Origin of the sequence: Azospirillum palustre (genome assembly GCF_002573965.1) — a bacterium.
Classification (GTDB): domain Bacteria; phylum Pseudomonadota; class Alphaproteobacteria; order Azospirillales; family Azospirillaceae; genus Azospirillum; species Azospirillum palustre.
Window position 1 is genome coordinate 2,668,692 of the sequence record NZ_PDKW01000043.1, and the last position, 24,233, is coordinate 2,692,924.

28 protein-coding genes are annotated in these 24,233 nt (G+C 68.7%); 6 read left to right on the plus strand and 22 right to left on the minus strand.

Annotated features, from left to right (window positions below):
- Window positions 1-17 precede the first annotated feature (17 nt).
- From hisH to CRT60_RS34910, 6 genes are read left to right on the plus strand one after another with little or no spacing between them, the layout of a single operon-like run.
- Window positions 18-662 carry an imidazole glycerol phosphate synthase subunit HisH gene (gene hisH / locus CRT60_RS34885; protein WP_098740904.1) on the plus strand — a complete coding sequence of 215 codons (645 nt, stop codon included), beginning with the start codon at window positions 18-20 and terminating at the stop codon, window positions 660-662.
- Between the two features lie 4 nt (window positions 663-666).
- Window positions 667-1,209, plus strand: coding sequence for a GNAT family N-acetyltransferase (locus CRT60_RS34890; RefSeq protein ID WP_098740905.1), 543 nt, complete (start codon window positions 667-669; stop codon window positions 1,207-1,209).
- A 60-nt stretch (window positions 1,210-1,269) separates the two neighbouring features.
- A complete protein-coding gene (gene hisA / locus CRT60_RS34895) occupies window positions 1,270-2,016 on the plus strand; it encodes a 1-(5-phosphoribosyl)-5-[(5-phosphoribosylamino)methylideneamino]imidazole-4-carboxamide isomerase (RefSeq protein ID WP_098740906.1) in 747 nt (248 codons plus the stop codon).
- Window positions 2,016-2,801: an imidazole glycerol phosphate synthase subunit HisF gene (gene hisF, locus CRT60_RS34900; RefSeq protein WP_098740907.1), complete on the plus strand. Its 786-nt coding sequence runs from the start codon at window positions 2,016-2,018 to the stop codon at window positions 2,799-2,801. The genes hisA and hisF overlap by 1 nt, the downstream gene beginning before the upstream one ends.
- Before the next feature lie 43 nt (window positions 2,802-2,844).
- Window positions 2,845-3,189 (plus strand): phosphoribosyl-ATP diphosphatase, encoded by a 345-nt coding sequence (locus tag CRT60_RS34905; RefSeq protein ID WP_098741191.1) that lies wholly within the window; start codon window positions 2,845-2,847, stop codon window positions 3,187-3,189.
- Between the two features lie 40 nt (window positions 3,190-3,229).
- Window positions 3,230-3,598 carry a histidine triad nucleotide-binding protein gene (locus CRT60_RS34910; RefSeq protein WP_098740908.1) on the plus strand — a complete coding sequence of 123 codons (369 nt, stop codon included), beginning with the start codon at window positions 3,230-3,232 and terminating at the stop codon, window positions 3,596-3,598.
- A gap of 88 nt (window positions 3,599-3,686) precedes the next feature.
- Here the strand turns inward: CRT60_RS34910 and CRT60_RS34915 are convergent, their stop codons facing one another.
- The 22 genes from CRT60_RS34915 to nusA form a co-directional block, all read right to left on the minus strand.
- On the minus strand, window positions 3,687-4,085 hold the full coding sequence (locus tag CRT60_RS34915) for a helix-turn-helix domain-containing protein (protein WP_098740909.1): 399 nt from the start codon (window positions 4,083-4,085) through the stop codon (window positions 3,687-3,689).
- Window positions 4,086-4,109: 24 nt separating this feature from the next.
- Window positions 4,110-4,685 carry a Smr/MutS family protein gene (locus tag CRT60_RS34920; protein ID WP_098740910.1) on the minus strand — a complete coding sequence of 192 codons (576 nt, stop codon included), beginning with the start codon at window positions 4,683-4,685 and terminating at the stop codon, window positions 4,110-4,112.
- Between the two features lie 151 nt (window positions 4,686-4,836).
- The gene (locus CRT60_RS34925) at window positions 4,837-5,673 is read right to left on the minus strand and encodes a shikimate 5-dehydrogenase (protein WP_098740911.1); all 837 of its coding nucleotides are present in this window, start codon (window positions 5,671-5,673) and stop codon (window positions 4,837-4,839) included.
- 47 nt (window positions 5,674-5,720) lie between these two features.
- Entirely contained in the window at window positions 5,721-7,127 is a 1,407-nt protein-coding gene (gene ccmI, locus CRT60_RS37680) for a c-type cytochrome biogenesis protein CcmI (RefSeq protein WP_098740912.1), read from the minus strand.
- Window positions 7,127-7,600 (minus strand): cytochrome c-type biogenesis protein, encoded by a 474-nt coding sequence (locus CRT60_RS34935; protein WP_098740913.1) that lies wholly within the window; start codon window positions 7,598-7,600, stop codon window positions 7,127-7,129. Before CRT60_RS34935 ends, ccmI begins: the two co-directional genes overlap by 1 nt.
- Complete coding sequence (locus CRT60_RS34940) at window positions 7,600-8,166, minus strand: DsbE family thiol:disulfide interchange protein (protein WP_098740914.1); 567 nt, start codon at window positions 8,164-8,166, stop codon at window positions 7,600-7,602. The genes CRT60_RS34935 and CRT60_RS34940 overlap by 1 nt, the downstream gene beginning before the upstream one ends.
- Window positions 8,167-8,180: 14 nt before the next feature.
- Window positions 8,181-10,187 (minus strand): heme lyase CcmF/NrfE family subunit, encoded by a 2,007-nt coding sequence (locus CRT60_RS34945; protein ID WP_098740915.1) that lies wholly within the window; start codon window positions 10,185-10,187, stop codon window positions 8,181-8,183.
- A 7-nt stretch (window positions 10,188-10,194) separates the two neighbouring features.
- Window positions 10,195-10,659, minus strand: a complete 465-nt coding sequence (ccmE, locus tag CRT60_RS34950) for a cytochrome c maturation protein CcmE (RefSeq protein WP_098740916.1) — start codon at window positions 10,657-10,659, stop codon at window positions 10,195-10,197.
- Window positions 10,656-10,901 carry a heme exporter protein CcmD gene (gene ccmD / locus CRT60_RS34955; protein ID WP_098740917.1) on the minus strand — a complete coding sequence of 82 codons (246 nt, stop codon included), beginning with the start codon at window positions 10,899-10,901 and terminating at the stop codon, window positions 10,656-10,658. Before ccmD ends, ccmE begins: the two co-directional genes overlap by 4 nt.
- A 5-nt stretch (window positions 10,902-10,906) precedes the next feature.
- Window positions 10,907-11,665, minus strand: coding sequence for a heme ABC transporter permease (locus CRT60_RS34960; RefSeq protein ID WP_098740918.1), 759 nt, complete (start codon window positions 11,663-11,665; stop codon window positions 10,907-10,909).
- Between the two features lie 234 nt (window positions 11,666-11,899).
- Complete coding sequence (locus tag CRT60_RS34965; RefSeq protein WP_098740919.1) at window positions 11,900-12,355, minus strand: EVE domain-containing protein; 456 nt, start codon at window positions 12,353-12,355, stop codon at window positions 11,900-11,902.
- The gene (locus CRT60_RS34970; RefSeq protein WP_098740920.1) at window positions 12,352-12,789 is read right to left on the minus strand and encodes a VOC family protein; all 438 of its coding nucleotides are present in this window, start codon (window positions 12,787-12,789) and stop codon (window positions 12,352-12,354) included. The genes CRT60_RS34965 and CRT60_RS34970 overlap by 4 nt, the downstream gene beginning before the upstream one ends.
- Window positions 12,790-12,904: 115 nt before the next feature.
- Complete coding sequence (locus tag CRT60_RS34975; RefSeq protein WP_098741192.1) at window positions 12,905-13,597, minus strand: helix-turn-helix transcriptional regulator; 693 nt, start codon at window positions 13,595-13,597, stop codon at window positions 12,905-12,907.
- A gap of 123 nt (window positions 13,598-13,720) precedes the next feature.
- Complete coding sequence (gene pnp / locus CRT60_RS34980) at window positions 13,721-15,832, minus strand: polyribonucleotide nucleotidyltransferase (RefSeq protein WP_098740921.1); 2,112 nt, start codon at window positions 15,830-15,832, stop codon at window positions 13,721-13,723.
- A 348-nt stretch (window positions 15,833-16,180) separates the two neighbouring features.
- Window positions 16,181-16,450, minus strand: coding sequence for a 30S ribosomal protein S15 (rpsO, locus tag CRT60_RS34985; protein WP_063635662.1), 270 nt, complete (start codon window positions 16,448-16,450; stop codon window positions 16,181-16,183).
- A 14-nt stretch (window positions 16,451-16,464) separates the two neighbouring features.
- On the minus strand, window positions 16,465-17,406 hold the full coding sequence (truB, locus tag CRT60_RS34990) for a tRNA pseudouridine(55) synthase TruB (RefSeq protein ID WP_098740922.1): 942 nt from the start codon (window positions 17,404-17,406) through the stop codon (window positions 16,465-16,467).
- Window positions 17,396-18,025, minus strand: a complete 630-nt coding sequence (gene rbfA / locus CRT60_RS34995) for a 30S ribosome-binding factor RbfA (protein WP_098740923.1) — start codon at window positions 18,023-18,025, stop codon at window positions 17,396-17,398. Before rbfA ends, truB begins: the two co-directional genes overlap by 11 nt.
- Before the next feature lie 49 nt (window positions 18,026-18,074).
- Window positions 18,075-18,452 carry a type II toxin-antitoxin system VapC family toxin gene (locus CRT60_RS35000; RefSeq protein ID WP_098740924.1) on the minus strand — a complete coding sequence of 126 codons (378 nt, stop codon included), beginning with the start codon at window positions 18,450-18,452 and terminating at the stop codon, window positions 18,075-18,077.
- Window positions 18,449-18,757 carry a type II toxin-antitoxin system Phd/YefM family antitoxin gene (locus CRT60_RS35005; protein WP_098740925.1) on the minus strand — a complete coding sequence of 103 codons (309 nt, stop codon included), beginning with the start codon at window positions 18,755-18,757 and terminating at the stop codon, window positions 18,449-18,451. The genes CRT60_RS35000 and CRT60_RS35005 overlap by 4 nt, the downstream gene beginning before the upstream one ends.
- 80 nt (window positions 18,758-18,837) lie before the next feature.
- The gene (infB, locus tag CRT60_RS35010; protein WP_098740926.1) at window positions 18,838-21,720 is read right to left on the minus strand and encodes a translation initiation factor IF-2; all 2,883 of its coding nucleotides are present in this window, start codon (window positions 21,718-21,720) and stop codon (window positions 18,838-18,840) included.
- Window positions 21,721-21,741: 21 nt separating this feature from the next.
- Entirely contained in the window at window positions 21,742-22,542 is an 801-nt protein-coding gene (locus CRT60_RS35015) for an RNA-binding protein (protein WP_098740927.1), read from the minus strand.
- A gap of 74 nt (window positions 22,543-22,616) precedes the next feature.
- Entirely contained in the window at window positions 22,617-24,173 is a 1,557-nt protein-coding gene (gene nusA, locus CRT60_RS35020; protein ID WP_098740928.1) for a transcription termination factor NusA, read from the minus strand.
- Between the last annotated feature and the right edge of the window lie 60 nt (window positions 24,174-24,233).

A 24,233-nucleotide genomic window follows, 5' to 3' on the forward strand; every position in this document is an offset into this window, starting at 1 on the left:
GAAGGTTTGTCACGTTCATGGAAACGGTCGCGCTGATCGATTACGGCTCCGGCAACCTGCGCTCCGCCGCCAAGGCGATCGAGCGCGCGGCCGGCGAAGCCGATGCGTCCTATACGGTCCTCGTCACCTCCGACGCCGATGCCGTCCGCCGGGCCGACCGCGTGGTCCTGCCCGGCGTCGGCGCCTTCGCCGACTGCAAGCGCGGCCTGTCGGAGGTTCCCGGCATGCTGGAGGCGCTGGAGGAGGTGGTGCACCGCCGCGGCCGGCCGTTCCTCGGCATCTGCGTCGGCATGCAGCTGATGGCCGAGCGCGGCCGCGAATATGGCGTGACCGAGGGGCTGGGCTGGATCCCGGGCGAGGTGGCGAAGCTGGAGCCGTCCGATCCGGCCCTGAAGATCCCGCACATGGGCTGGAACGAGCTGAACATCCGCCACCCGCACCCGGTGCTGGCCGGCCTGCCCGAGGGCAGCCACGCCTACTTCGTCCATTCCTACCAGTTCAAGCTCGCCGATCCCGACACGCTGATCGCGTCCGCCGACTATGGCGGGCCTTTCGCCGCGGTGGTCGGGCGCGACAATCTGGTCGGTACCCAGTTCCATCCGGAGAAGAGCCAGGCGACCGGCCTGGCGCTGATCGCCAATTTCCTGCGCTGGAAGGTCTGACGAGATGGCCGAGATCGCCATCGACAAGGTCGATGCGCTGAAGACCGCCGACCTTCACGACCTGTGCGATGCCGCCGACGACGCCATCCGCGCCGGCGGCGGTTTCGGCTGGGTCGAGCCGCCGCCGCGCGACGTGATGGAGCGCTATTGGAAGGGCGTTCTCGTGGTGCCGGAACGGGTGATGTTCGTCGCCCGCCTGGACGGGGTGGTGGCCGGATCCGCCCAGCTGGTCAAGCCGCCGCGCAACAACGAGGCCCAGGCCCACGCCGCACAACTGACCACCAGCTTCGTCGCCCCGTGGGCGCGCGGCCACGGCCTTGCCCGCCGCCTGACCGTGGCGGTGCTGGAAGAGGCGCGCGCCGTCGGCTTCAAGGTACTGAACCTCGACGTCCGCTCGACCCAGGATGCGGCCATCGCGCTTTATGAATCGCTCGGCTTCAAGCGCTGGGGCACCCATCCCTTCTACGCGCTGGTGCAGGGAAAGCCGCTCGCCGGACATTACTACTGCAAGGATCTCGAGCCTGTGCAACAGCCGCCGGCCTGCTGACCGCCCGCCTGACACCGCCCGCCCGACAACCGCCAGCCACGCCATAGGAAGACGCCCGCGATGATCATCTACCCCGCCATCGACCTCAAGGACGGTGCCTGCGTCCGCCTGCTGCGCGGCGAGATGAGCCAGGCCACGGTCTTCAACACCGATCCCGGCGAACAGGCCCGCCTGTTCCAGAGCCAGGGCTTCGAATGGCTGCATCTTGTCGACCTCAACGGCGCCTTCGAAGGCAAGCCGGTGAACGGTGCGGCGGTCGAGAGCATCCTGAAATCGGTCACCATCCCGGTGCAGCTCGGCGGCGGCATCCGCGACCTGACCACCATCGGCATGTGGCTGGAGAAGGGCATCAGCCGCGTCATCCTGGGCACGGTGGCGCTGCGCGATCCGGAGCTGGTGAAGGCGGCCTGCCGCGAGTTCCCCGGCAAGATCGCCGTCGGCATCGACGCGCGCGAAGGCTATGTCGCCGTGGCCGGCTGGGCCGAGACCTCCGACATCAAGGCGCTCGACTTGGCGCTGAAGTTCGAGGATTGCGGCGTCGCCGCAATCATCTACACCGATATCAACCGCGACGGCGCCATGGGCGGGGTCAACGTCGAATCCACCTCCGATCTCGCCTTCCACCTGACCACGCCGGTCATCGCGTCCGGCGGCGTCTCGTCCATCGAGGACTTGAAGGCGCTGAAGGTCGAGGAGGACACCGGGATCGAGGGCGTGATCTGCGGCCGGGCGCTGTACGATGGCCGGATCGATCCCAAGGAGGCGCTCGCCCTGCTGTCCGCCCCCGCCGTCGAGGACGCCGACTGATGCTGAAGATGCGTGTCATCCCCTGCCTGGACGTCAAGGACGGCCGGGTGGTGAAGGGGGTCAATTTCGTCGATCTGGTCGATGCCGGCGATCCGGTGGAGCAGGCCCGCGTCTATGACCGCGAGGGGGCCGACGAGTTGACCTTCCTCGACATCACCGCCAGCCACGAGAACCGCGATACGATCTTCGACGTGGTGCGGCGGACGGCGGAGCAGGTCTTCATGCCGCTGACCGTCGGCGGCGGCGTGCGCACGGTGGACGACATCCGCAAGCTGCTGCTGGCCGGCGCCGACAAGGTGTCGATCAACACCGCGGCGATCCACCGTCCGGAGTTCGTGCGCGAAGGCGCGGAGAAGTTCGGCGCCCAGTGCATCGTCGTCGCCATCGACGCCAAGAAGGTGGCTCCCGGAAAATGGGAGGTCTTCACCCATGGCGGCCGCAACGCCACCGGCATCGACGCGGTGGAATGGGCCAGGCGGATGGAATCGCTGGGGGCCGGCGAAATCCTGCTGACCTCGATGGACCGTGACGGCACCAAGAGCGGCTTCGACCTGGAGCTGACGCGCACGGTGGCGGACTCGATCCGCGTCCCGGTGATCGCGTCGGGCGGCGTCGGCACCCTCGACCATCTGGTGGAGGGCATCCGCGAGGGGCACGCCACCGCGGTGCTCGCCGCCTCGATCTTCCATTTCGGCACCTACACCATCGGGCAGGCCAAGGCCGCGCTCGCCGCCGCCGGCATCCCGGTGCGCCCGGCCAAGGCGCTGGAGACGACGAATGGGTGACAAGAAGGCAACGGAGAAAGCCGCCGAAAAGGCCGCCGAGAAGGTGCCGGCCCCGCTGGGTGCCCCATTCGGAGCCGAGGTGCTCGACCGCCTGTTCGTCACCGTGCAGGCCCGCAAGGGCGCGGACCCGGAGACCTCCTATACCGCCAAGCTCTACAGCCGCGGCACCGCCAAGATCGCCCAGAAGGTGGGCGAGGAGGCGGTGGAGGCCATCCTGGAGGCCGTGCGCGGCGACAAGGCGGCGCTGGCCGCGGAATCCGCCGACCTGCTCTATCACCTGCTGGTGCTGTGGGCCGATCTCGGGCTGGACCCGGCGGAGGTCTGGAGCAAGCTCGCCCAGCGCGAGGGCACCAGCGGCATCGACGAGAAGAAGTCCCGCAAGGCCTGAAGAGCCTGATCCGGGACTCCCCAGCAAGAGGACGCATGCGATGGCCAAGAGCTATGACGCCAACAACGTGTTCGCCCGCATCCTGCGCGGCGAAATCCCGTGCAAGAAGGTCCATGAGACCGAACATGCGCTGGCATTCCACGACATCGAGCCGCAGACCCCGACCCATGTGCTGGTGATCCCGAAGGGCGCCTACATCGACATGGACGACTTCACCGCCAGGGCGTCGGAGGCGGAGATCGCCGGCCTGTTCCGCGCGGTGGGCGAGGTCGCCCGCATGGTCGGCGCCGACGGCCCCGGCTACCGCATCCTGTCCAACTGCGGCGAGGCCGCGCATCAGGAAGTGCCCCACCTGCACATCCACCTGTTCGCCGGCCGCGACCTGGGGCGGATGATCGGCACGGCCTGATACCGTCGAGCGTAAGTCGAGACTTACGCTCGACGGTAAGGGCCGCGCCCGCCGATTGAGGGCGAAAACGCCCCGGCGCCGGTAGCCTCTACCGCCGCCGCATCCCCACCCGGCGCCGTGTCCCCTTCTTCGGCGGCACGGCGTCGAGGATCGCCAGGATCGCCGCGATCCCGTCCTCATCCAGATCGCCGATCCGTTCCGACAGAAGGTTGGCGAGTTCCGTCGCCCGCGCGCTCAGGCCGGAGGTGTCCACCGTCACGCGCGGGTGGGACAGATCCGCCAGCCGTTCCAGCTCCTCCGCCTCGTCCCAGATGATGCCGAAATAGGCGCAGATCTGCCGGACCAGCTGGGGGGAGGGCTGGCCGCGCTTGCCATGCTCCAGCGCCGACAGATAGGCGGACGAGATGGACAGGTCGGTCGCCATCTGCTTCAGCGTCACGCCCCTGGCGTCGCGCAGCGACCGGACCCGTTCGCCGAACGGGGTCATGTGGAGTCCCTGACTGTTTGGGACCTAGTCCTTACGGTCGCGCCGCCGTTTGATCAAGACATACAGCGCACCGTCGCCGCCATGCTTGGGCTGGGCCGGCTGGATCGCCAGCACCATCGGCCGCAGGCCCGGATCCGCCAGCCAGCGGGGGGTCGCCTGCCGCAGCACGCCCAGGCTGCCGAAACTGCCCTTGCCGGTGATCACCAGCACGCAGCGCCGCCCCTCGTTCCAGGCGCGGTGGACGAAGCCGGCGAGCGCGTGGTGGGCCTGCGCCTGGGTCATGCCGTGCAGGTCGATGCGGCCGTCGATCTCCAGCTCGCCGCGGCGGAACCGGTCGCCGGTGCGGCGGTCGATGTTGGCGGTCGAACCGGGCGTCAGCGGCGGATGGGCCGCCTGCGACGGCCGGGCTTGGCTGGGGAATTGCTTGGCGGTCGGCGGCGGGGCGAGGCTGGTCGCCACCGGCTCCTCGACCAGTTCCGCCATGGTCGCCACCGGCTCTGCCTCCACCTCTACGGCGCGGCCCGGCATCGGTTCGGCGTCGCGCATGGCGATCCGCCACAGGCGCCGCTCGTCGGGCGTGGGCAGTCGTCTGCGGGTCATCGGCGCGGAACCTTCTGCGGCAAAGAAAAGGGCGGTGCCAACGGATAAAGCCCGTCGGCCCGCCCCTGTCAATGTGTGTTGCCGCGCCGCAAAGAAAAAGGGCGCAGGCGAAAAGGCCGCCCATGAGGCGGCACTTTGCCGAAGCCTGCGCTCAGCCCTGCGACCAGGCGGCGGCCGCCGCGATCTGTTCGTCGGTCGGACGCACGCCGGTGTAGAGCACGAACTGTTCGAGCGCCTGGAGGGCGATCACCTCGGCGCCGGTGATCACCGGCTTGCCGGCCTCCCGCGCGGCGCGGATCAGCGGGGTTTCGGCCGGCATGGCGACGACATCGAACACCTGCGCCGCCGATGCGATCAGTGCAGGCTCGAAGGCGAGGGTGTCGGCCTCCGGCCCGCCGGCCATGCCGAGCGGCGTCACGTTGACCAGCAGCGCCCCCTCGGCGATGCCCGTGCTGTCCGGCTGCCAGGGCAGGCTGTACTCGTCGGCGAGCCGGCGGCCGGCCGCCTCGTTGCGGGCGATCAGCGTGCCGTTGGTGAAGCCGGAATCGCGCAACGCGCACACGACCGCGCGGGCCATGCCGCCGCTGCCGCGCAGCGCGAAGGGCAGGCCGGGCGAGACGTCATGGCGGTCGAGCAGCGTGCGGACCGCGAGATAGTCGGTGTTGTAGCCGCGCAGCCGGCTCCCGCCATTTTCGGCGGTGTCGTTGACGATGGTGTTGACCGACTGCAACCCGGCGGCCGACGGGTCCAGCTCGTCGAGGAAGGGGATGCAGGCTTCCTTGAAGGGCATCGACACGCCGCAGCCGCGGATGTTCAGCGCCCGGATGCCGGTGATGGCGCCCGGCAGATCCGTGGTGGTGAACGCCTTGTAGACGTAATTCAGCGAGAGGGCTTCATAGAGGTGATTGTGGAAGCGCGTGCCGATGTTGCTCGGGCGGCCCGAAAGCGAAATGCACAGGCGCGTGTCTCTGTCGATTTTGTGGGGCAACCAAGCCTCTCCTTGCCGCAGTCTGGTCCTGGACGTTGTCCGGCGGGTCAGCCGCCCGCCTTCAACGCGTCCAAACGTCCTTTCAGCAGAGTGTATTCCGGATCGCTCGGCTTGAACTGGGCGATCAGCTTACCCCAATGGGCGGCGGCCTCGTCCTTGCGGCCGGACATCATGGCGTCGAGGCCGAGCAGCCACAGCGCGTCCTTGTTGTCCGGCTCCGCCTTCAACGCCAGCCGCAGGGCGGAGGTCGCCTCTTCCGGCAGGGGCTTCGGCGTCTCGTTGCGCGGCTGGGTCTGCAACACGGCGTTGGCGTAGGCGATCTGCACGTCGGCGCGGTCCGGCGCCCGCTCGCGCGCCTTGCGGGCGGCGTCCAGCGCCTTGGCGGTGTCGCCCAGCACGCCGTAGGAGCGGGCGAGCTTCAGCCAGCCATCGACGTCCGACGGATCGGCCTCCAGCCGGGCGGCGAGGTTGGCGACCATGCCGCGGATCATCTCGTCCTGCCCCGCCGCGTTGTTGCCCTGGGGGTTGGCCTGGGCCTGCGCGTTCGGGGCCGCCGCCTGCTCCTTCTGCTCCGGCGGCAGCGGCTGCGGCGTGACCTTGGCGGGGTCGAGGTTCAGCGCCACCGCGGCCTCGCGGATCTGGTCGCGCACCACCGGCACCCACGGCGCATCGGCGGGGGACTCCGCCATCAGCGCGCTCCAGCGGTCCAGCGCCCCCTGCTGGTCGCCGGCCTGGAAGCGGGCGAGGGCTGCGAAGAAGCGGGCGCGCGGGTCCTTCGGTTCCTTGGCCAGCACGGCGTCGAAGGCGGCCACCGCCTCCTCCGGCACCATGCCGTCGTTGGCGGACACCAGCGTCTCGGCGAACAGCCCCTGCACCTCGACATCGTCCCGGTTCAGGGCGACGGCATGGCGCAGCGCGTCGGCCGCATCGCCGTTGCGGCCCATCTTGGCATAGGCCTGCCCCAGGATCAGCCAGCCCTGGATGTCGCTGGGATTCTCGGCCAGCTGGGCCTTCAGCTTGTCCATCGCGGCCAGAACGCTCTTCGGCGGGCCGCCGCGCTCCTGCTCGATGTTGCGCGAGGCCAGCGGCTGGGCCGGCAGATCCGGGCGGCCGACCGATCCATAGACCGCAAGCGCACCGACCGGCAGCACCAGCGCCAGCAGCACGGCCAGGACACGGGCGCTGCGCGGGGTGACGGCGCCGCCGCCGGTCGCAGCACCCGTCTCGGCGGTCGCCAGCATGCGCCGGGCGATCTCCGCCCTGGCCGCCTCGGCCTGGGCATCGTTGATCAGGCCGCGCGCGCGGTCGCGCTCCAGCTCGTCCAACTGGTCGCGGTAGACCTCGCGGTCGAACTCCTCGCGATCAGGTCCGGATCCGGCCGTGCGCAGGAGCGGCGGCACGATCAGCAGCAACACGGCCGCGGTCAGGACGGCGGCGAAAATCCAGAACAGCATCAGTCGTCTTTCCGCAGCAGGGCGTCCAGCCGCCGCCGCTCATCCGCGCTCAGGGGCGCGGTGTCGGCGCCGGCGGCAACGCCGCGCCGCCCGCGCAGGAACAGGAAGGTGCCGGCCGCACCCAGCAGCAGCACGGCGAAGGGACCGATCCACAGCACCAGCGTGGTCGCCTTGAAGGGCGGCCGCAGCAGCACATAGTCGCCGTAGCGGTCGGTAACGTACTCCATCACCTTGTCGTCGCTGTCGCCGGCCTTCAGCCGGTCGCGCACCAGAATGCGCAGGTCGCGGGCCAGCGGCGCGTTGCTGTCGTCGATGGACTGGTTCTGGCAGACCAGGCAGCGCAGCTCCTGGCTGATGGTGCGGGCGCGGGTCTCCAGCGCCGGATCCGGCAGCACCTCGTCCGGCTGGACCGCCAGGGCAGGGGAGGAAAGCGCGGACAGCGCCAGCAGGGCGGCGAGGAGGAGGCGCGTCATCAGCCCTGCCTCAGATGCTTGACCATCGGGAGGATCTGCTCCTCCACCACCTGCGGGGTCAGCGGGCCGACATGCTTGAAGCGGATGCGGCCCTTGCGGTCGATCAGGTAGCTCTCCGGCACGCCATAGACGCCCCAGTCGATCGACACCCGGCCATCCTGGTCGGCGCCGATGGCGGCATAGGGGTTGCCGTTGCGCGACAGCCAGGTCAGCGCGTCCTCCGGCTTGTCCTTGTAGTTGATGCCGTAGACCGTCACCCCCTGCTCGCGCGACAGGCGGGTGATGACGGGATGCTCCGCCTTGCAGGGGATGCACCAGGAGGCGAAGACGTTCACCAGCGTCACGTCGCCGGCCAGCTTTGCCGAGGACAGGCCGGCCCCTGGCTGTCCTTGGGCCGGCTGGCCCTGCACCATCTGGCCTGGAATGGCGGGCAGGTCGAAGGTCGGGGCCGGCTTGTCGATCAGGGCCGACGGGATGTCGCGCGGATCGCGCTCGAACCCCAGGAAGAAGGCGACGCCCACCCCGATGAACAGCAGGAAGGGCAGCAGATACAGAAGGCGGCGCATGGTGTCTCGTGTCCTCATTCGGCCGGCAGCGGGGCCGACTTGCCCCCGGTTTTCCCGGCCGTGCGGCGGCGTTCCGGCGCGCCGATGCGGAAACGGCGGTCGGTCAGGCTCACCAGCCCGCCCAGCATCATTCCGACGCCGCCGATCCAGATCCATGGCACCAGCGGGTGGTGGTAGATGCGGACGATCCAGGCGGTGCCGTTCTGCGTCGGGTCGCCCAGCGCCACATACAGGTCGGAGAAGACCGTGGTGTGGATGGCCGATTCCGTGGTGGTCATGCGGGTGGTGCTGTAGCTGCGGCGCTCCGGCTCCAGCGTGGCGACGCGCTGGCCGTCCTTGGTGACGGTGAAGGTGCCGCGCTCCGCCTTGAAGTTCGGGCCGTCGACCAGCCCGACGCTGTCGAACTGGAACTCGTAGCCGGCAACGCTGGCCCGGTCGCCCGGCTTCATCGCCGTGATCGATTCCGTCTGCCACGCCGAGGTGCCGGTCATGCCGAGGATCGACAGGCCGACGCAGGCATGGGCGATGGTCATGCCCCAGGCGCTGCGCGGCAGGTGCACGGCGCGGTTCCAGCTGTTGCGGAACGAGGTGCGGAACAGGGCGATGCGGTCGGCGAACTCGACCAGCGAGCCGACGAAGGCCCAGGCGGCAAGGCCGATGCCGACCAGCGCCAGCAGCGGACCGCTGCCCGCCTTGACATAGGCGGTGACGGCGACGGCGGCCACCACGGCGACGCCGGCAACCCACAGCCGGGTCAGCGCCGCTCCCAGATCCGCCCGCTTCCACGACAGGTAGGGGCCGACGACCATGGCGATCACCATTGGGATGGCGACCGGAACGAAGGTGGCGTTGAAGAAGGGGGCGCCGACCGACACCTTGCCCAGCTTCATGATGTCGAGGAACAGCGGATAGAGCGTGCCGATGAACACCGTCGCCGTCGCGGTCGACAGCAGCAGATTGTTCAGCACCAGCGCGCCTTCGCGGCTGATCGGCGCGAACAGCCCGCCCGCCTTCAGCGTCGGCGCCCGCAGGCTGTAGAGCAGCAGCGAGCCGCCGGTGGCGATCGCCAGCAGCACCAGGATGAAGATGCCGCGCTTGGGATCGACGGCGAAGGCATGGACCGAGGTCAGGATGCCGGAGCGCACCAGGAAGGTGCCCATCAGCGACAGCGAGAAGGTGACGATGGCGAGCAGGATGGTCCAGCTTTTCAGCGCGTCGCGCTTCTCCACCACGATTGCCGAATGCAGCAGGGCGGTGCCGGCCAGCCAGGGCATGAAGGAGGCGTTCTCCACCGGGTCCCAGTACCACCAGCCGCCCCAGCCCAGCTCGTAATAGGCCCACCAGGAGCCCATGGCGATGCCCATGGTCAGGGTCGACCACGCCGCCAGCGTCCAGGGCCGCACCCAGCGCGCCCAGGCGGGATCGACCCGCCCCTCGATCAGCGCGGCGACGGCGAAGGAGAAGGCCATCGAGAAGCCGACATAGCCGGCATAGAGGAAGGGCGGGTGGAAGGCGAGTCCGGGGTCCTGCAACAGCGGATTCAGGTCGTTGCCGTCGATGGGCGCCGGAATCACGCGGATGAAGGGGTTGGAGGTGATCAGGATGAACAGCAGGAAGCCGACCCCGATCAGCCCCTGGACCGCCAGCACGCGGGCCTTCAGCGTCGGCGGCAGGTTGCGCCCGAACACGGCGACGGCGGCGCCGAAGATCGTCAGCATGACGATCCACAGCATCATCGAGCCCTCGTGGTTGCCCCAGACGCCCGACACCTTGTAGAGCATCGGCTTGGCCGAGTGGCTGTTCTGCACCACGTTCAGCACGCTGAAATCGGACACCACATGCGCCCAGGTCAGCGCCGCGTAGGACAGCAGCACCAGCAGCATCTGGGCGATGGCCGCGGGCACCGCGACGTTCATCCAGGCGCCGTTGCGGGTGGCGGCGCCGACCAGCGGCGGCACCGACTGCACCAGCGCCACGAACAGCGCCAGCACCAGCGCGTAATGGCCGAGTTCGGGGATCACGGGTCCGCTACTCCTTCTTCGCCGTCTTCGTCGCGGACTCCGCCGGGTTCTTGTAGACGCCGGCCTGCTTCAAGGCTTCCGACACCTCGGGCGGCATGTAGTTCTCGTCATGCTTGGCGAGCACCTCGCGCGCGACGAAGACGCCGCCGGTCATCCGGCCTTCCGCCACCACGCCCTGGCCCTCGCGGAACAGGTCGGGCAGCTGGCCGCGGTAGCGGACATCCACCGTGTGGGCGGTGTCGGTGACGCGGAAGGCGGTGGTGACGCCGTCCGGCTGCTTCTGGACGCTGCCTTCCTCGACCAGTCCGCCCAGGCGGAAATTGCGGTCGCCGACCTGCTGCGTCTGCAGCTGGCTCGGGCTGTAGAAGAAGACGATGTTGTCCTGGAAGGCGGTCAGCGCCAGGGCGGTCGCCGACCCCAGCCCGAGAAGGGCGAGGCCCAGCATGTAGAGGCGGCGTTTCTTGCGGGTCATCCTTCGCTCGCTTCCGCCGGCGTTCCAGCGGTCTGATCGGCCGCTTTCCGGCCAGTGCTGTTGGAGCTATTGCGGGTGCGGCGGCGGGTGGGCCGTGCGCTTTCCAGCGCCTTCAGCGTCGCCTCGGCGTTGCGCAGCCCCTTCCAGGTGGCGACCAGCAGCCCCAGCAGCACGATGGTGGCGATGCCGTAGGCCGGCCAGACATAGGTGGCATACCCGCCCATATGGAGAAATTCGGTCATCGTCCTTACCCCCGCATCCCGTCCGTCACGGTACCGTCACCGGCAACCCCACTGGCCACCGAGAGGCGCAGCGTCTGGATCTTGCGCTGGGCGATCTCGGTGCGCACACGCAGCAGGACGACCGACAGGAAATAGGCGGTGAAGGCGCCGGCCATCACCAGCAGCGGCGTCAGCATGCTCGGATCGATGCTGGGGCCACCCATCCGCACGACGCTGGCCGGCTGGTGCAGCGTGTTCCACCAGTCGACCGAGAATTTGATGATCGGCACATTGACGATGCCGACCAGCAGCAGGACGTTGCCCGCCTTCATGCCGCGCTGCGGATCGTCGAAGGCGTTCACCAGGGCCATGTAGCCGAGATAGAGGAAGAACAGGATCAGCACGCTGGTCAGCCGCGCGTCCCACACCCACCAGGTTCCCCACATCGGCGCGCCCCACAGCGACCCGGTCACCAGGCAGACGAAGGTGAAGCCGGCGCCGATGGGGGCGGCGGCCTTGGCGAACAGGTCGGCCAGCGGATGCTTCCACACCAGGCCGCACGCTGCGGCGATGGCCATGTTGGTGTAGACGAACAGGCTCATCCAGGCGGCGGGAACATGGATGTACATGATCCGCACCGTCTCGCCCTGCTGGTAGTCGGGCGGCGAGCTGAACAGGCTGAACCACAGACCGAGGATCGTCAGGATCACGGTCGCCCCGGCGCACCACGGCAACAGCAGGGCCGACAGGCGCAGGAAGCGGGCGGGGTTGGCGAAGCGATGCATGGAACGATGGCCCCGGTACGGGATGACCTTGGTCAGGCTTGCGGACGATATAAGCGCATGTATGGCGGACTGCGAGGGGTTTCGCCTTGATCTCGGTCAGGCCGATCCGCCATTCGTTCGTACTCTGACACCAAGGTATGAGGCGGCTTGGGCCTCCGGCGGCACCTGTCTTCCCGTGTGTGGGACGCCGGAGGCGGGGCGTTTCATCCCCCGCGCCCCGGTGATTTTTCCCGATCAGGCCGCCATCGCGTTCCGCGCCGCCGCCCGCATCTCCCCGGCGATCAGGTCGAAGTCGCGCAGGCTGACCGGCAGCAGGCCGAAGCGGAAGGGATAGCCCCAGTTCCGCACCCCGGCGGTCAGCTCCAGCCGGTCGAGCAGCGGCTGGATCGGCGCCTCCTCCGCCGGCCACCAGGACACGTCGCGGCGGAAGGGGATGAAGCCGCCGCCCATGTCGAACCGGTAGGGCTCGCCCGGCAGGATCGTGCCGATGGCGGTGAAGGACTTCAGCCCGTCCGCCGCCCCGAACCGGTCGGTGGGGGAGTAGTACGCCACCCGGTCGCCCGCCCGCATCCGCCGCAGCGGGGCCGCCTTGCCGTGGCAGACCTGCATGAAGCCGCCGGCCCGTCCGCGCCGGACATGCTCGGCGCTGGCGACCGCGATCCAGGCACCGGTGTATGTGTTGCCGCTCACGACCGCACCTGTTCAGAGTGGGCTTCCTCACCCCGGTTGGGCGCGAACACGCGCAGGCGATGGCCGTCCGGGTCCTGTGCAACGAAGGTATGACCGAAATCCATCGCGGTCGGCGGTTGCAGGATGGTCAGGCCGCGGCCGCTCCAGTCGGCGTGCAGGTCGCGCACGGCGGCCTCGTCGGCGACGGTGAAGGCGATCTCGCCGCCGCCGGGCGCGGTCGCCGCCGGCTCCACCGTGTGGCGCGACCACAGGCCCAGCATCAGCCCGTTTCCCGCCTTGAACATCGCGAAGGTGGGCGAGGCCTCCACCGGTTCCCGGCCCAGCAGGTCGGCATAAAAGGCGGCGCTGGCGGCGGGGCTGTCGACATAAAGCAAAACGAAATCGAGGGCGAGGGCGGCGGCAGGGTTGGCAGCGGCGGCTTTGCTGGCGGTCATGATCGGCTCCGGTCTTGCAGGATTGGGGTGGGGCGGTGCGTTCGGCACCCTCACCGGCAAAGCCAAGACTAGGCGGGCATGCTGACAGTTTCCGTCAGCATGCCGTCAGCCCCGATCACCCCTTTTGCGGGATGCCCTCCGCCGCGCGCCATTCCTTCAGCATCGCCTGCCGGCGGCGGGGATAGCGGATGTCGCTGGCGGTCAGCGCCAGGATGCGGTCGGTGCGGAAATGGCGGAAGGACTGGCGCAGCTCGCACCACGCCACCATCACCCGCACCCGGTCGAAGAAGCCCAGCGCGAAGGGCCAGACGACCCGCCGGCTTTCCGAGCCGTCGCGGTCGCGATAGGCGATCTCCAGCTTGCGCTCGCTCCTGATGGCCGTGCGGATCGTCGCCAGTTCGGCATCGCCGGCCGGGATGGGCTCGCCCGGCCCGACCAGCAGGGCGGAGCCGTCCAGCCCCTCGCGCTTGTCCGGCGGCAGCACCGCCGCGATCTTGGCGAGCGCGTTGCGCGCCGCCCCGCCCAGCCGGCTGTCGCCGCGCTCCACCACCCAGCGCGAGCCCAGCACCAGCGCCTCGACCTCCTCCTCGGTGAACATCAGCGGCGGCAGCAGGAAGCCGGCGCGCAGCAGATATCCGACCCCCGGCTCGCCCTCGATCATCGCGCCCTGCGCCTGGAGCGTGGCGATGTCGCGGTAGAGCGTGCGCAGGCTGACCCCCAGCTCGCCGGCAAGCGACCTGCCGCTGACCGGCTGGCGATGCCGCCGCAGAACCTGCATCAGATCGAGAAGACGTTCGGCGCGGGACATCGGGAACTGCGGAAAGGGAAGGGACACCCATAATGACAAGGGGCGCTCCCCGATGGGAAGCGCCCCTCTTCATGGCAGGAGTCACCGGGCGGCTGCCCGGCGGTCCCGAACCTTATCGACGGATCACTCCGCCTTCTTGGTCAGGTCCTCGCCGGTGGCCTGGTCGACCTGCTTCATCGACAGCTTGACCTTGCCGCGGTCGTCGAAGCCGATGACCTTGACCTTCACCGAGTCACCCTGCGACACGACGTCCGACACCTTGCCGACGCGCTGCTGCGCCAGTTCGGAGATGTGGACGAGGCCGTCGCGCGAGCCCAGGAAGTTCACGAAGGCGCCGAAATCGACGACCTTCACCACCTTGCCGGTGTAGACGACGTTCATCTCCGGCTCAGCGACGATGCCCTTGATCCACTCGATGGCGGCGTCCGACTTCTTCTGGTCGACCGCCGAGACCTTGACGGTACCGTCGTCGTCGATGTCGATCTTGGCGCCGGTCTGCTCGACGATCTCGCGGATCACCTTGCCGCCGGAGCCGATCACGTCGCGGATCTTCTCCTTCGGGATGTTGATCACGGTGATGCGCGGGGCGTTCTCGTTGACGCCTTCGCGGGCGCCGGTCAGCGCCTTCGACATCTCGCCCAGGATGTGCAGGCGGCCGTCCTTGGCCTGGCCCAGCGCGATCTTCATGATCTCCTCGGTGATCGAGGTGATCTTGATGTCCATCTGCAGCGCGGTGACGCCGACCTCGGTGCCGGCGACCTTGAAGTCCATGTCGCCGAGGTGGTCTTCGTCACCCAGGATGTCCGACAGGACGGCGAAGCCGTGGTCTTCCTTGATCAGGCCCATGGCGATGCCGGCGACCGGACGGATCAGCGGCGCGCCGGCGTCCATCAGCGACAGCGAGGTGCCGCAGACGGTGGCCATCGAGGAGGAGCCGTTGGACTCCGTGACTTCCGACACGACGCGCAGCGTGTAGGGGAAGTCTTCCTTCTTCGGCAGCAGCGGGTGGATGGCGCGCCACGCCAGCTTGCCGTGACCGATCTCGCGGCGGCCCGGGCTGCCCATGCGGCCGGCTTCACCCACCGAGTACGGGGGGAAGTTGTAGTGCAGCATGAAGTGCTCGCGGTACTCGCCTTCGAGCGCGTCGATGATCTGCTCGTCCTGGCTGGTGCCCAGCGTGGTCACCACCAGCGCCTGGGTCTCGCCGCGGGTGAACAGGGCCGAGCCGTGGGCGCGCGGCAGGATGCCGACTTCCGACACGATCGGGCGCACGGTCTTGGTGTCGCGGCCGTCGATGCGGCGGCCGGTCTTCAGGACGGCGCCGCGCAGGATGTCGGCTTCCAGCTCCTTGAACTCGAACCCGATCGACTGGGCGTCGAATTCCTCGGCCAGCGTCTCGAGCGCCTTCGCCTTGGCGGCGCCGACCTTCTCGTAACGCGACTGCTTGACCGTCTCGGTATAGGCGGCCTCGACGGCGGCGCCGACGGTCTCGCGCAGGCGGGCCTTCAGGGCCTTGCGGTCATAGGCCGGCTCCGGCAGGTCCCACGGCTCCTTGGCGGCTTCCTCGGCCAGGTCGATGATCAGGTTGATCACCGGCTGGAAGTTGGTGTGGCCGAACATGACGGCGCCCAGCATGACCTCTTCGGTCAGCTCCTTGGCTTCCGATTCGACCATCAGCACGCCTTCGACGGTGCCGGCGACGACCAGATCCAGGTCGCTGTCGCCGACCTCGTCGCGGGTCGGGTTCAGGATGTACTGGCCGTTCTTGTAGCCGACGCGGGCGGCGGCGATCGGACCCAGGAACGGGATGCCGGAAATCGTCAGCGCGGCCGAGGCGCCGACCATCGCGACGATGTCCGGATCATTCTCCAGATCGTGGCTCAGCACGGTGCAGACGACCTGCGTCTCGTTGCGGAAGCCATCGGCGAACAGCGGACGGATCGGACGGTCGATCAGGCGGCTGACCAGCGTCTCCTTCTCGGTCGGACGGCCTTCGCGCTTGAAGAAGCCGCCGGGGATCTTGCCGGCCGCGAACGCCTTTTCCTGGTAATTGACGGTCAGCGGGAAGAAATCGATGCCCGGCTTCGGCGCCTTGGCGGCGACGGCGGTGCACAGGACGGTGGTGTCACCATAGGTGACCAGAACCGCGCCGTTGGCCTGGCGGGCGATCTTGCCCGTTTCCAGGACCAGCTTGCGGCCGCCCCACTCGATTTCCTTGCGATGAACAGTAAACATGGATTCTTTCCTTCCATCCGACACCCTGGAACGGCCGGATTGCCGCCCAAGGCCGGGGCCATCGGTCGTAGGACCCCGCGAGAAAAACTGGAGATACGGTGTTCGACAACAGGACCAAATCAATCGAGGTAGAGGCGCTGCGGATGCAAAAAAGGCCGGTCCCCGAATAAACGGGCCGGCCTGTCCATCACGAAACGCTCAAGATCGAGTTTCTATTGCCAATAACCAATGAGGTGTTCCGAAACGGTACAGGTGAACGAAGACTTGCCCTGGTCCGCTGTTCCGGTGGGAAGCCCCCGGCCGGTGGCCGGCCAGGGGAACCCGAACCCGTCAGCGGGACGGCGCAGCTTAGCGGCGCAGGCCCAGACGCTCGATCAGAGCGGCGTAGCGCGACTGATCCTTCTTCTTCAGGTAGTCGAGCAGACGGCGGCGCTGACCGACCATCACCAGCAGACCACGGCGGGAGTGGAAGTCCTTCTTGTGGCCCTTCAGGTGATCCGTCAGGTTGCTGATGCGCTCCGTCAGGATCGACACCTGGACCTCGGGCGAACCGGTGTCGTTGGTGCCGCGGGAAAATTCCTTGATCAGCTCTTGCTTGCGCTCGGGCGTAATCGACATCGGGGTCTCCTAAATCACGTGAGGTTGAGCACGCGCACCGGACGGACCTCCGCCCCCTCGACACGGGCCAACGCCACCGGCGTTCCGCCGAAAAGCGCAATGACGGTGCCATCCCCACCGTCAGCACCCTGAATCGCCATCAGGCGTTCACGATCCTGCCGGGTGAGGAGAGCGACCGTCTGGCCGTGCCTCAGTCGGTGCGCTTCCGCTTCCGTCAGGGCCAGCGCCGGGATGTCGTCCAGCGCGGTCTCGATCGGCAACAGAAGTCGTTCGACGGCCGCACCTTGCTCCATGGCGGCCAGTTCGTCCAGGGAAATCGCCCGGTCCAGCGTGAAGGAGCCGACGCGCAGGCGGCGCAGAAGCCCGACATGGCCGACCGTGCCGAGCGCCTCCGACAGGTCGCGCGCCAGCGAGCGGACATAGGTGCCCTTGCCGCAATCGACCTCGAACAGCGCGTGGTCGGCATCATGTTCCTCGACCAGCTCGAAGCGGTCGATGCGCACGGTGCGGGCGGCCAGATCGACCGCTTCGCCTTCGCGCGCGATGTCGTAGGCGCGCTCGCCGTCGATCTTGATGGCGCAGAACTGCGGCGGGACCTGCTGGATCTCGCCCAGGAAGGCGGGCAGGGCGGCGCGGATCGCCTCGGTCGACGGACGGTGGTCCGAGCGGGCGATCACCTCGCCCTCGCGGTCGTCGGTGCTGGTGCGCTCGCCCCAGCGGATGGAAAAGCGGTAGGTCTTGGCACCGTCCATGGCGTAGGAGACTGTCTTGGTCGCCTCGCCCAGCGCGATCGGCAGGATGCCGGTCGCCAGCGGGTCGAGCGTGCCGCCATGCCCGGCCTTCTCGGCGTTCAGCAGGCGGCGCACCTTCGACAGCGCCTGGGTGGAGGTCATGCCTTCCGGCTTGTCCAGCACCACCCAGCCATGGATCGGCGTGCCCTTGCGCTTACGAGCCACGACGGCCGCCCTTTTCCCCGCTCTTGTCCTCGTCGTCGAGCATGGCGCGGTCCTCGTCGAGGTCGTCGTCCGCGTCCAGTTCGTCGTCCGCCGCGTCGGGATCCCCGTCCTCGCCGTCCTCGTCCTCGCCGTCCTCATCCTCGTCCCAGGAATCGTCCTCATCCCCATCATGGTCATCGTCATGGTCGTCGTCGCCATTGACGCGGCCCAGCGGATGGCCGCTCAGGTCGCGGGCGACCTCCGGGCTGTGCAGGATGCTGTCGATGCGGTGGGCGTAGTCGAAGGAGGTGTCGCCCTCGAAGCTCAGCGTCGGGGCGTGGCGCAGGTTGACCATGCGCGCGACCTGCCCGCGCAGGAAGGCGGCGGCCCGCTTCAGCGCGACCTGGGCCTCCTCCATCCGCTCGCCGCCCAGCGTCGCATAGAAGACGGTGGCGTTGGACAGGTCGGGGCTGATCCGCACCTCGGTGACCGTGACGTTCAGCGAGGCCAGTTCCGGATCGTGGAAGTCCCCGCGGCGGAACAGGTCGGCAAGGGCGTGGCGCACCTCCTCGCCGACGCGCAGTTGCCGTTGGGACGGGGGCTTGCCGGCGATGAACGCGCCGCGCTTCTTGCTGGCCATGGTACGTGTCTTTCGTCGATGTCTGGCGCCCGCGGCGGCCTGACCGGTGTCAGGACCAGAGAACGGGCACGTCGTAAAGTCTGATGGTTCGGTTGGCGCTCACCAGTGTCAGGCCATCGGCTTGCGCTTGTGCGATCGGCATCCGGTCGAAGGGATCGCCGTGGTGCCGGGGCAGATGGTCCAGCCGGTCGATATGACGGACGTCGATGGACAGGATCGTCAGACCGTTTTCGACCAGCAGGCGGTGAAACCCGGTGGGCAAAACCAGCTTTCCGAGCCCGGCCTTGATGGTGAGTTCCCAGAGCGATGCGACGCTCGCCAGCACGGTGTTGGAGCCGTCGGCGATCACCGTCCGGATGGCGGAGCCGAGCTTCGGGTCGTCGGTGGCCAGCCACAGCAGCACATGGCTGTCGAGCAGCAGCCTCACCCCGGCATCCCTTTCCACTGGTCCGGCCACTCCTCGTCCGGAGCGAGACCGTAGAAACTCTTCAGCAGGTCGTCGGGCAGCGGAGCGTCGAAATCTTCGGAAATCCGGATTTGGCCCTTGGCGAAGCCGAACCGCACCGGCGGCTCGCCGGGCGGAGCCCGTTCGGACGGCTTGGCTTCCATCACGGGAACCAGTTTCACCGCAGGTTTTCCGTCGCGAAGGATGACGATTTCCTCGCCATTCTCGACGCGGTCGATCAGTTCGGCCATGTGCCCGTCGGCTTCGGATAGCGGAATGCGATCCATGGCATCACCTCTCGTCCGGAAAACGGTCCGCCCGTCCCCGTCCGGTAGAACACCGGACGGGGACGGGCGGACCGTCGGTCTCAAAGCTCGCGAGCGATTTCGTCGATCTCGAAGGCTTCGATCTGATCGCCGGCCTGGATGTTGTCGTAATTCTCGAAGGCCATGCCGCACTCATAACCCTCGCGGACGTCCTTGACCTCGTCCTTGAAGCGCTTGAGCGTCTTGAGCGTGCCTTCGTGAATGACGACGTTGTCGCGCAGCAGGCGGACGCCGGCGCCGCGCTTGACGGTGCCCTGCGTGACCATACAACCGGCGACCTTGCCGACCTTCGTGATGTTGAACACCTCGCGGATGGTCGCGTAGCCGATGAAGCGTTCCCGCAGCGTCGGAGACAACAGACCGGTCAGCGCCGCCTTCACGTCGTCGATCACGTTGTAGATGATCGAGTAGTAGCGGATTTCGACGCCGTCGCGCTTGGCGAGGTCGCGGGCCTGCGGGTTGGCGCGGACGTTGAAGCCGATGATCATCGCGTTGGACGCATTGGCCAGCGTGATGTCGGACTCGTTGATCGCACCGACCGAGTTGTGCAGGACGCGGACCTTGACCTCGGTGTTCTCGGCCGTGAGCTTCTCCAGCGAGCTGGCGATGGCTTCGATCGAGCCCTGCACGTCGCCCTTGATGACGACCGGCAGTTCCTTGGCCTCGCCGGCCTGGATGCGGCTGAACATGTCCTGCAGCGAACCGCGGGCCGAGGCCGCCACCGCCGCTTCGCGCTTCTTGCGCTGGCGGAACTCGGCGATCTCGCGGGCACGGGCTTCGGACTCGACGACGGAGAAATCGTCGCCGGCCATCGGCGTGCCGTTCAGGCCCAGAACCTCGACCGGGACGGCCGGGGCCGCCTCGTTGACGTTCTGGCCGCGGTCGTTGATCAGGGCGCGGACGCGGCCCCATTCGGCACCGGTGACGAACACGTCGCCGACCTTCAGCGTGCCGCGCTGGACCAGCACGGTGGCGACCGAACCGCGGCCACGCTCCAGCTTCGCCTCGATGACGACGCCTTCGGCGGCGCGCTCGGGGTTGGCCCGCAGCTCCAGGATTTCGGCCTGGAGGAGGATGGCCTCTTCCAGCTTGCTCAGGTTGCGCTTGGCCTTGGCCGACACTTCGACGTCGAGCACGTCGCCGCCCATCTCTTCGACCACCAGCTCGTGCTGGAGCAGTTCCTGGCGGACGCGCTCCGGCTTGGCATCGGGCAGGTCGCACTTGTTGATGGCGACGATGATCGGAACCTTGGCCGCCTTGGCGTGGCGGATGGCCTCGATCGTCTGCGGCATGACGCCGTCGTTGGCGGCGACCACCAGAACGACCACGTCGGTGACGTTGGCGCCGCGGGCACGCATCTCGGTGAAGGCGGCGTGACCCGGCGTGTCGATGAAGGTGATCTTCGCACCCGACTCCAGCTGCACCTGATAGGCGCCGATGTGCTGGGTGATGCCGCCGGCCTCGCCCGACACCACGTCGGTCTGGCGCAGCGCGTCGAGCAGCGAGGTCTTGCCGTGGTCGACGTGGCCCATGATGGTGACGACCGGCGGACGCGGCACCAGGACGGCGCCCTCTTCCTCGGTGGCACGCAGGCCGATCTCGACGTCGGACTCCGACACGCGGCGGACGCGGTGGCCGAACTCGGTGATCAGCAGCTCGGCGGTGTCGGCGTCGATGGTCTGGTTGATGGTCGCCATCACGCCCATGCGCATCAGCGCCTTGATGACGTCAGCGCCACGCTCGGCCATGCGGTTGGCCAGCTCCTGGACGGTGATGACCTCCGGCAGGACGACGTCACGGGTGACCTTGGCGGTCTCCTGACGGCTCATCTGGCGCAGGCGTTCACGCTCGCGGGCACGGCGCACCGCGGCCAGCGACCGGGTGCGGTCGCTGCCGTCGTCGCTGAGCGCCTGCGAGACGGTCAGCTTGGTGCCCTTGCGGCGGTCGGCGCCGGCGGGAGCCTTGGCGGCCGGACGGGCCGGCGCGGCCTTGGCCGGGGCGCCGCCGCGACCACCCTTGCGGCGGTTGTCGTCCTCTTCCTCGGCACGGGCCGGCGGGGCGCCGACGCCCGGCTGGGGGCGGCCGGGAGCGGCGTCGGCGGCGGGACGGGCGGCGGGACCGCCGGGGCGCTGGTCGCCGGCCGGGCGGGCACCGACCGGACGCGCGCCGTCACGGCCCGCACCGTCGCGGGCGCCATCGCGGGCACCGTCGCGGCGCGGGGCCGGCTCGGCGTCGCGACGCTTGGCGTCCTCAGCTTCCTTGCGCTTGGCCTCTTCCTCCTTGCGGCGGCGTTCGGCCTCGGCGGCGATCTTGCGATCTTCCTCCTGGATGGCGCGCATCTCGTCCAGCTCACGCTGGCGCAAGGTGTCGGCATCCAGGATGATCGGCGGCATTTCCGGCGTGGCCGGCGCCGGAGCGTCGGACGGGGCGGCGGCGGCGGGAGCAGCGGCTTCGGAGGGGGCGGCCGGAGCGGCGGCCTCGTCTTCGGCGATCTGGGCGGCGCGGGCCTCGGCCTCGGCGGCGCGGGCTTCGGCCCGGGCCACTTCCTCTTCGGCGTCGATCCGGCGCTGCTCTTCGAACGCGGCGGCGCCACGAAGCGCACGCAGGCGGGATTCCAGCTCCTCGCGGGTCAGCTGGCGCCCGGCAGGGGCACCGCCGCCACGGGGGCGCTGGCCCTGTGCGCCGCGCATGGGCAGGCCCTGGGCGGCTTGACGCGCAGCGGCGCCGCCGTCGGCAACGCCGGGCACGGCGCCCTTTTCAACATGACGCTTGCGCTTGACCTCTACGGTCACCGCTTTTGACCGGCCATGGGAGAAGCTTTGCCGGACCTGGGTCTCGACCGGCTTCTTCGACTCCAGCTTTCCTTTGCTGGCGCCGGTTAGGTGCAAGACTTTTTTCTGGTCCTGGTCGTTGCTGTCGGTCATCGGTTCCCGAATGGTCAGACGTTACATCGCAGGCCGGCCGGCCGAATCGCCGACTCCCAAGCCCTTATCAGAGTCCCGGTGCGCGTCCCGGTCCCCTTCGGGACCTGTCGAGCCCAGCTGCCCCTGGGGACCTTTCAGCCCCCTCAGGCGTGCCGCATCGCGGGCCAGCCCTGCGGCCAGCCTGCCCCGCGCCACCACGGCGTGCACCGCGTGATCGCGTCCCAGCGCCGCGGCCAAGGCCGGGGACTGGAAGAGGTCGATCACCGGCAGCGACGGCGCGAGCGCCGTCACCTTGCCGCGCTGGTCCAGCGAGCCGTCCGCGGCTTCGACCAGCAGGGCCGGCGGGGGACCCGCACGGCCGACCTGGTTGGCCCTCAACGCCTCGCGCACCTTCTCGTATCCCGCCAGAACGTGGCCGGCACGGCGGGCAAGGCCCAACGCGTGCAGACAGCGCCGCTCCAGCAGCCGTTCCAGCCTTTCGGCCAGATCGGGCGGTACTTTCACCGCCCGGCGGGCCGCTTTGGCGAAAACGGATTTACCCGTGGCTTTCGCCAGGGCATCCCGGTCGGCCGTGACCCAAAGGCCGCGGCCGGGCAGACGTTCCTCCAGGTCCGGAACCACCTCGCCGTCGGGGCCGATCACGAAGCGGATCATGCTCTCCTTCGGCCCCACCGTGCCCGACGCGATGCAGCGGCGCAGAGGCCCCTTCTCGTCGTCGGCCGGCAGGCGGTCCGTACCGGCACCTTCGTCCTGTGCCAAATCCTGGTCCGGCACCGCATCCGCGGTGGCGGTCGGTGTCCGTTCGTCGTTCCGTTCGGTCATCCGATCGTCATCCGCTCGCGCGGTCCCGAATAATCGTTCCTCTTGGGCGCAGTTCCAACCGGCATTGCTGCCGGTCAGGCCTGCGCGCCCTGGCCGTCGGCCGAGCCCCCGGCGGCGGGAGCCGCGGCGGCGCCCTCGCCCTCGCCCTCGAACCAGTGGGCGCGCGCGGCCATGATGATCGCGTTCGCCTCCTCTTCCGAGGGAGCGTCCTTGGCGCCGTCCTTGCCCAGGATCTCGACCAGCTCGTCGCCGGCCAGATCGGCCAGATCGTCCAGCGTCTTGACGCCGTTCTCGCCCAGTTTCACCAGCTGCGTGGCGCTGAAGCCGGTCAGCTCGGCGATGATGTCCTCGACGCCCAGCTCCAGCCGGCGCTCGTTGGCCTGCTCGTCCCGGACTTCCAGGAAGGCCAGGGCGCGCTGCTTCAGCTCGTCGGCGACCGACTCGTCGAACCCTTCGATCTCGGCCAGCTCCTCGGTCTCGACATAGGCGATCTCCTCGACCGAGGTGAAGCCTTCGGCGACCAGCAGGTGGGCGATCACGTCGTCGACGTCCAGCGCCTGCATGAACAGGGCGGAGCGGTTGTGGATTTCCTCCGACCGGCGCTCCGACTCTTCCTGTTCGGTCAGGATGTCGATGTCCCAGCCGGTCAGCATCGAGGCGAGGCGCACATTCTGGCCGCGGCGGCCGATGGCCAGCGACAGCTGGTCGTCGGGCACCACCACCTCGATGCGGTGGTTGTCGTCGTCGAGCACGACCTTGGCGACCTCGGCCGGGGCGAGCGCGTTGACGACGAAGGTCGGCGCCTCGCCGTTCCACGGGATGATGTCGATCTTCTCGCCCTGCAGCTCGCCGACGACCGCCTGGACGCGGCTGCCGCGCATGCCGACGCAGGCGCCGACCGGGTCGATGGAGCTGTCGTGGCTCAGCACCGCGATCTTGGCGCGCGAACCCGGGTCACGGGCGACCGCCTTGATCTCGATGATGCCGTCGTAGATTTCCGGCACTTCCTGGGCGAACAGCTTCGCCATGAACATCGGATGCGTGCGCGACAGGAAGATCTGCGGCCCGCGCGGTTCCTCGCGGACGTCGAAGATGTAGGCGCGCACGCGGTCGCCGTTCTTGAAATGCTCGCGCGGCAGCAGCTCGTCGCGGCGCAGGATCGCTTCGGCGCGGCCCAGGTCGACGGTGACGTTGCCGTATTCGACGCGCTTGACCAGACCGTTGACGATCTCGCCGTTGCGGTCCTTGTACTCGTTGAACTGGCGCTTGCGCTCGGCGTCGCGCACCTTCTGCACGATCACCTGCTTGGCGGTCTGGGCGGCGATGCGGCCGAAATCGATCGGCGGCAGCGGGTCGACCAGGAAATCGCCGAGCTTGGCGCCGGCCTTGCGCTTCTGGGCGTAGGGCAGGGTGACCTGGGTCGCCTCGTTCTCCACCGTCTCGACCACTTCGAGGTGGCGGGTCAGATGGATGTCGCCGGTCTTGCGGTCGATGCGGGCGCGGATGTCGTGCTCATGGCCGTACTTGGAGCGGCCGGCCTTCTGAATCGCCTGCTCCATCGCCTCCAGGACTTCGTCCCGGTCGATGTTCTTTTCGCGGGCGACCGCGTCAGCGACTTGCAGCAGTTCCATCCGTTACACTTCCTGAATCGGTCTTGTGTGGTGCCGGTCTTGTGTGATGTCCGGTCGGGT

Bases quoted from the DNA above. Each gene is read 5' to 3' on its own strand.
- CRT60_RS35015 (WP_098740927.1), bottom strand. From the start codon at position 22,542: ATGACCGAACGGAACGACGAACGGACACCGACCGCCACCGCGGATGCG.
- ccmI (WP_098740912.1), bottom strand. From the start codon at position 7,127: ATGCTGTTCTGGATTTTCGCCGCCGTCCTGACCGCGGCCGTGTTGCTG.
- CRT60_RS34890 (WP_098740905.1), top strand. From the start codon at position 667: ATGGCCGAGATCGCCATCGACAAGGTCGATGCGCTGAAGACCGCCGAC.
- rbfA (WP_098740923.1), bottom strand. From the start codon at position 18,025: ATGGCCAGCAAGAAGCGCGGCGCGTTCATCGCCGGCAAGCCCCCGTCC.
- CRT60_RS35005 (WP_098740925.1), bottom strand. From the start codon at position 18,757: ATGGATCGCATTCCGCTATCCGAAGCCGACGGGCACATGGCCGAACTG.
- infB (WP_098740926.1), bottom strand. From the start codon at position 21,720: ATGACCGACAGCAACGACCAGGACCAGAAAAAAGTCTTGCACCTAACC.
- CRT60_RS34920 (WP_098740910.1), bottom strand. From the start codon at position 4,685: ATGACCCGCAGACGACTGCCCACGCCCGACGAGCGGCGCCTGTGGCGG.
- ccmD (WP_098740917.1), bottom strand. From the start codon at position 10,901: ATGACCGAATTTCTCCATATGGGCGGGTATGCCACCTATGTCTGGCCG.
- CRT60_RS34975 (WP_098741192.1), bottom strand. From the start codon at position 13,597: ATGTCCCGCGCCGAACGTCTTCTCGATCTGATGCAGGTTCTGCGGCGG.
- pnp (WP_098740921.1), bottom strand. From the start codon at position 15,832: ATGTTTACTGTTCATCGCAAGGAAATCGAGTGGGGCGGCCGCAAGCTG.
- CRT60_RS34915 (WP_098740909.1), bottom strand. From the start codon at position 4,085: ATGACCCCGTTCGGCGAACGGGTCCGGTCGCTGCGCGACGCCAGGGGC.
- CRT60_RS34940 (WP_098740914.1), bottom strand. From the start codon at position 8,166: ATGCGCCGCCTTCTGTATCTGCTGCCCTTCCTGCTGTTCATCGGGGTG.
- CRT60_RS34935 (WP_098740913.1), bottom strand. From the start codon at position 7,600: ATGACGCGCCTCCTCCTCGCCGCCCTGCTGGCGCTGTCCGCGCTTTCC.
- ccmE (WP_098740916.1), bottom strand. From the start codon at position 10,659: ATGACCCGCAAGAAACGCCGCCTCTACATGCTGGGCCTCGCCCTTCTC.
- CRT60_RS34970 (WP_098740920.1), bottom strand. From the start codon at position 12,789: ATGACCGCCAGCAAAGCCGCCGCTGCCAACCCTGCCGCCGCCCTCGCC.
- hisA (WP_098740906.1), top strand. From the start codon at position 1,270: ATGATCATCTACCCCGCCATCGACCTCAAGGACGGTGCCTGCGTCCGC.
- hisF (WP_098740907.1), top strand. From the start codon at position 2,016: ATGCTGAAGATGCGTGTCATCCCCTGCCTGGACGTCAAGGACGGCCGG.
- hisH (WP_098740904.1), top strand. From the start codon at position 18: ATGGAAACGGTCGCGCTGATCGATTACGGCTCCGGCAACCTGCGCTCC.
- CRT60_RS34910 (WP_098740908.1), top strand. From the start codon at position 3,230: ATGGCCAAGAGCTATGACGCCAACAACGTGTTCGCCCGCATCCTGCGC.
- nusA (WP_098740928.1), bottom strand. From the start codon at position 24,173: ATGGAACTGCTGCAAGTCGCTGACGCGGTCGCCCGCGAAAAGAACATC.
- rpsO (WP_063635662.1), bottom strand. From the start codon at position 16,450: ATGTCGATTACGCCCGAGCGCAAGCAAGAGCTGATCAAGGAATTTTCC.
- CRT60_RS34960 (WP_098740918.1), bottom strand. From the start codon at position 11,665: ATGCATCGCTTCGCCAACCCCGCCCGCTTCCTGCGCCTGTCGGCCCTG.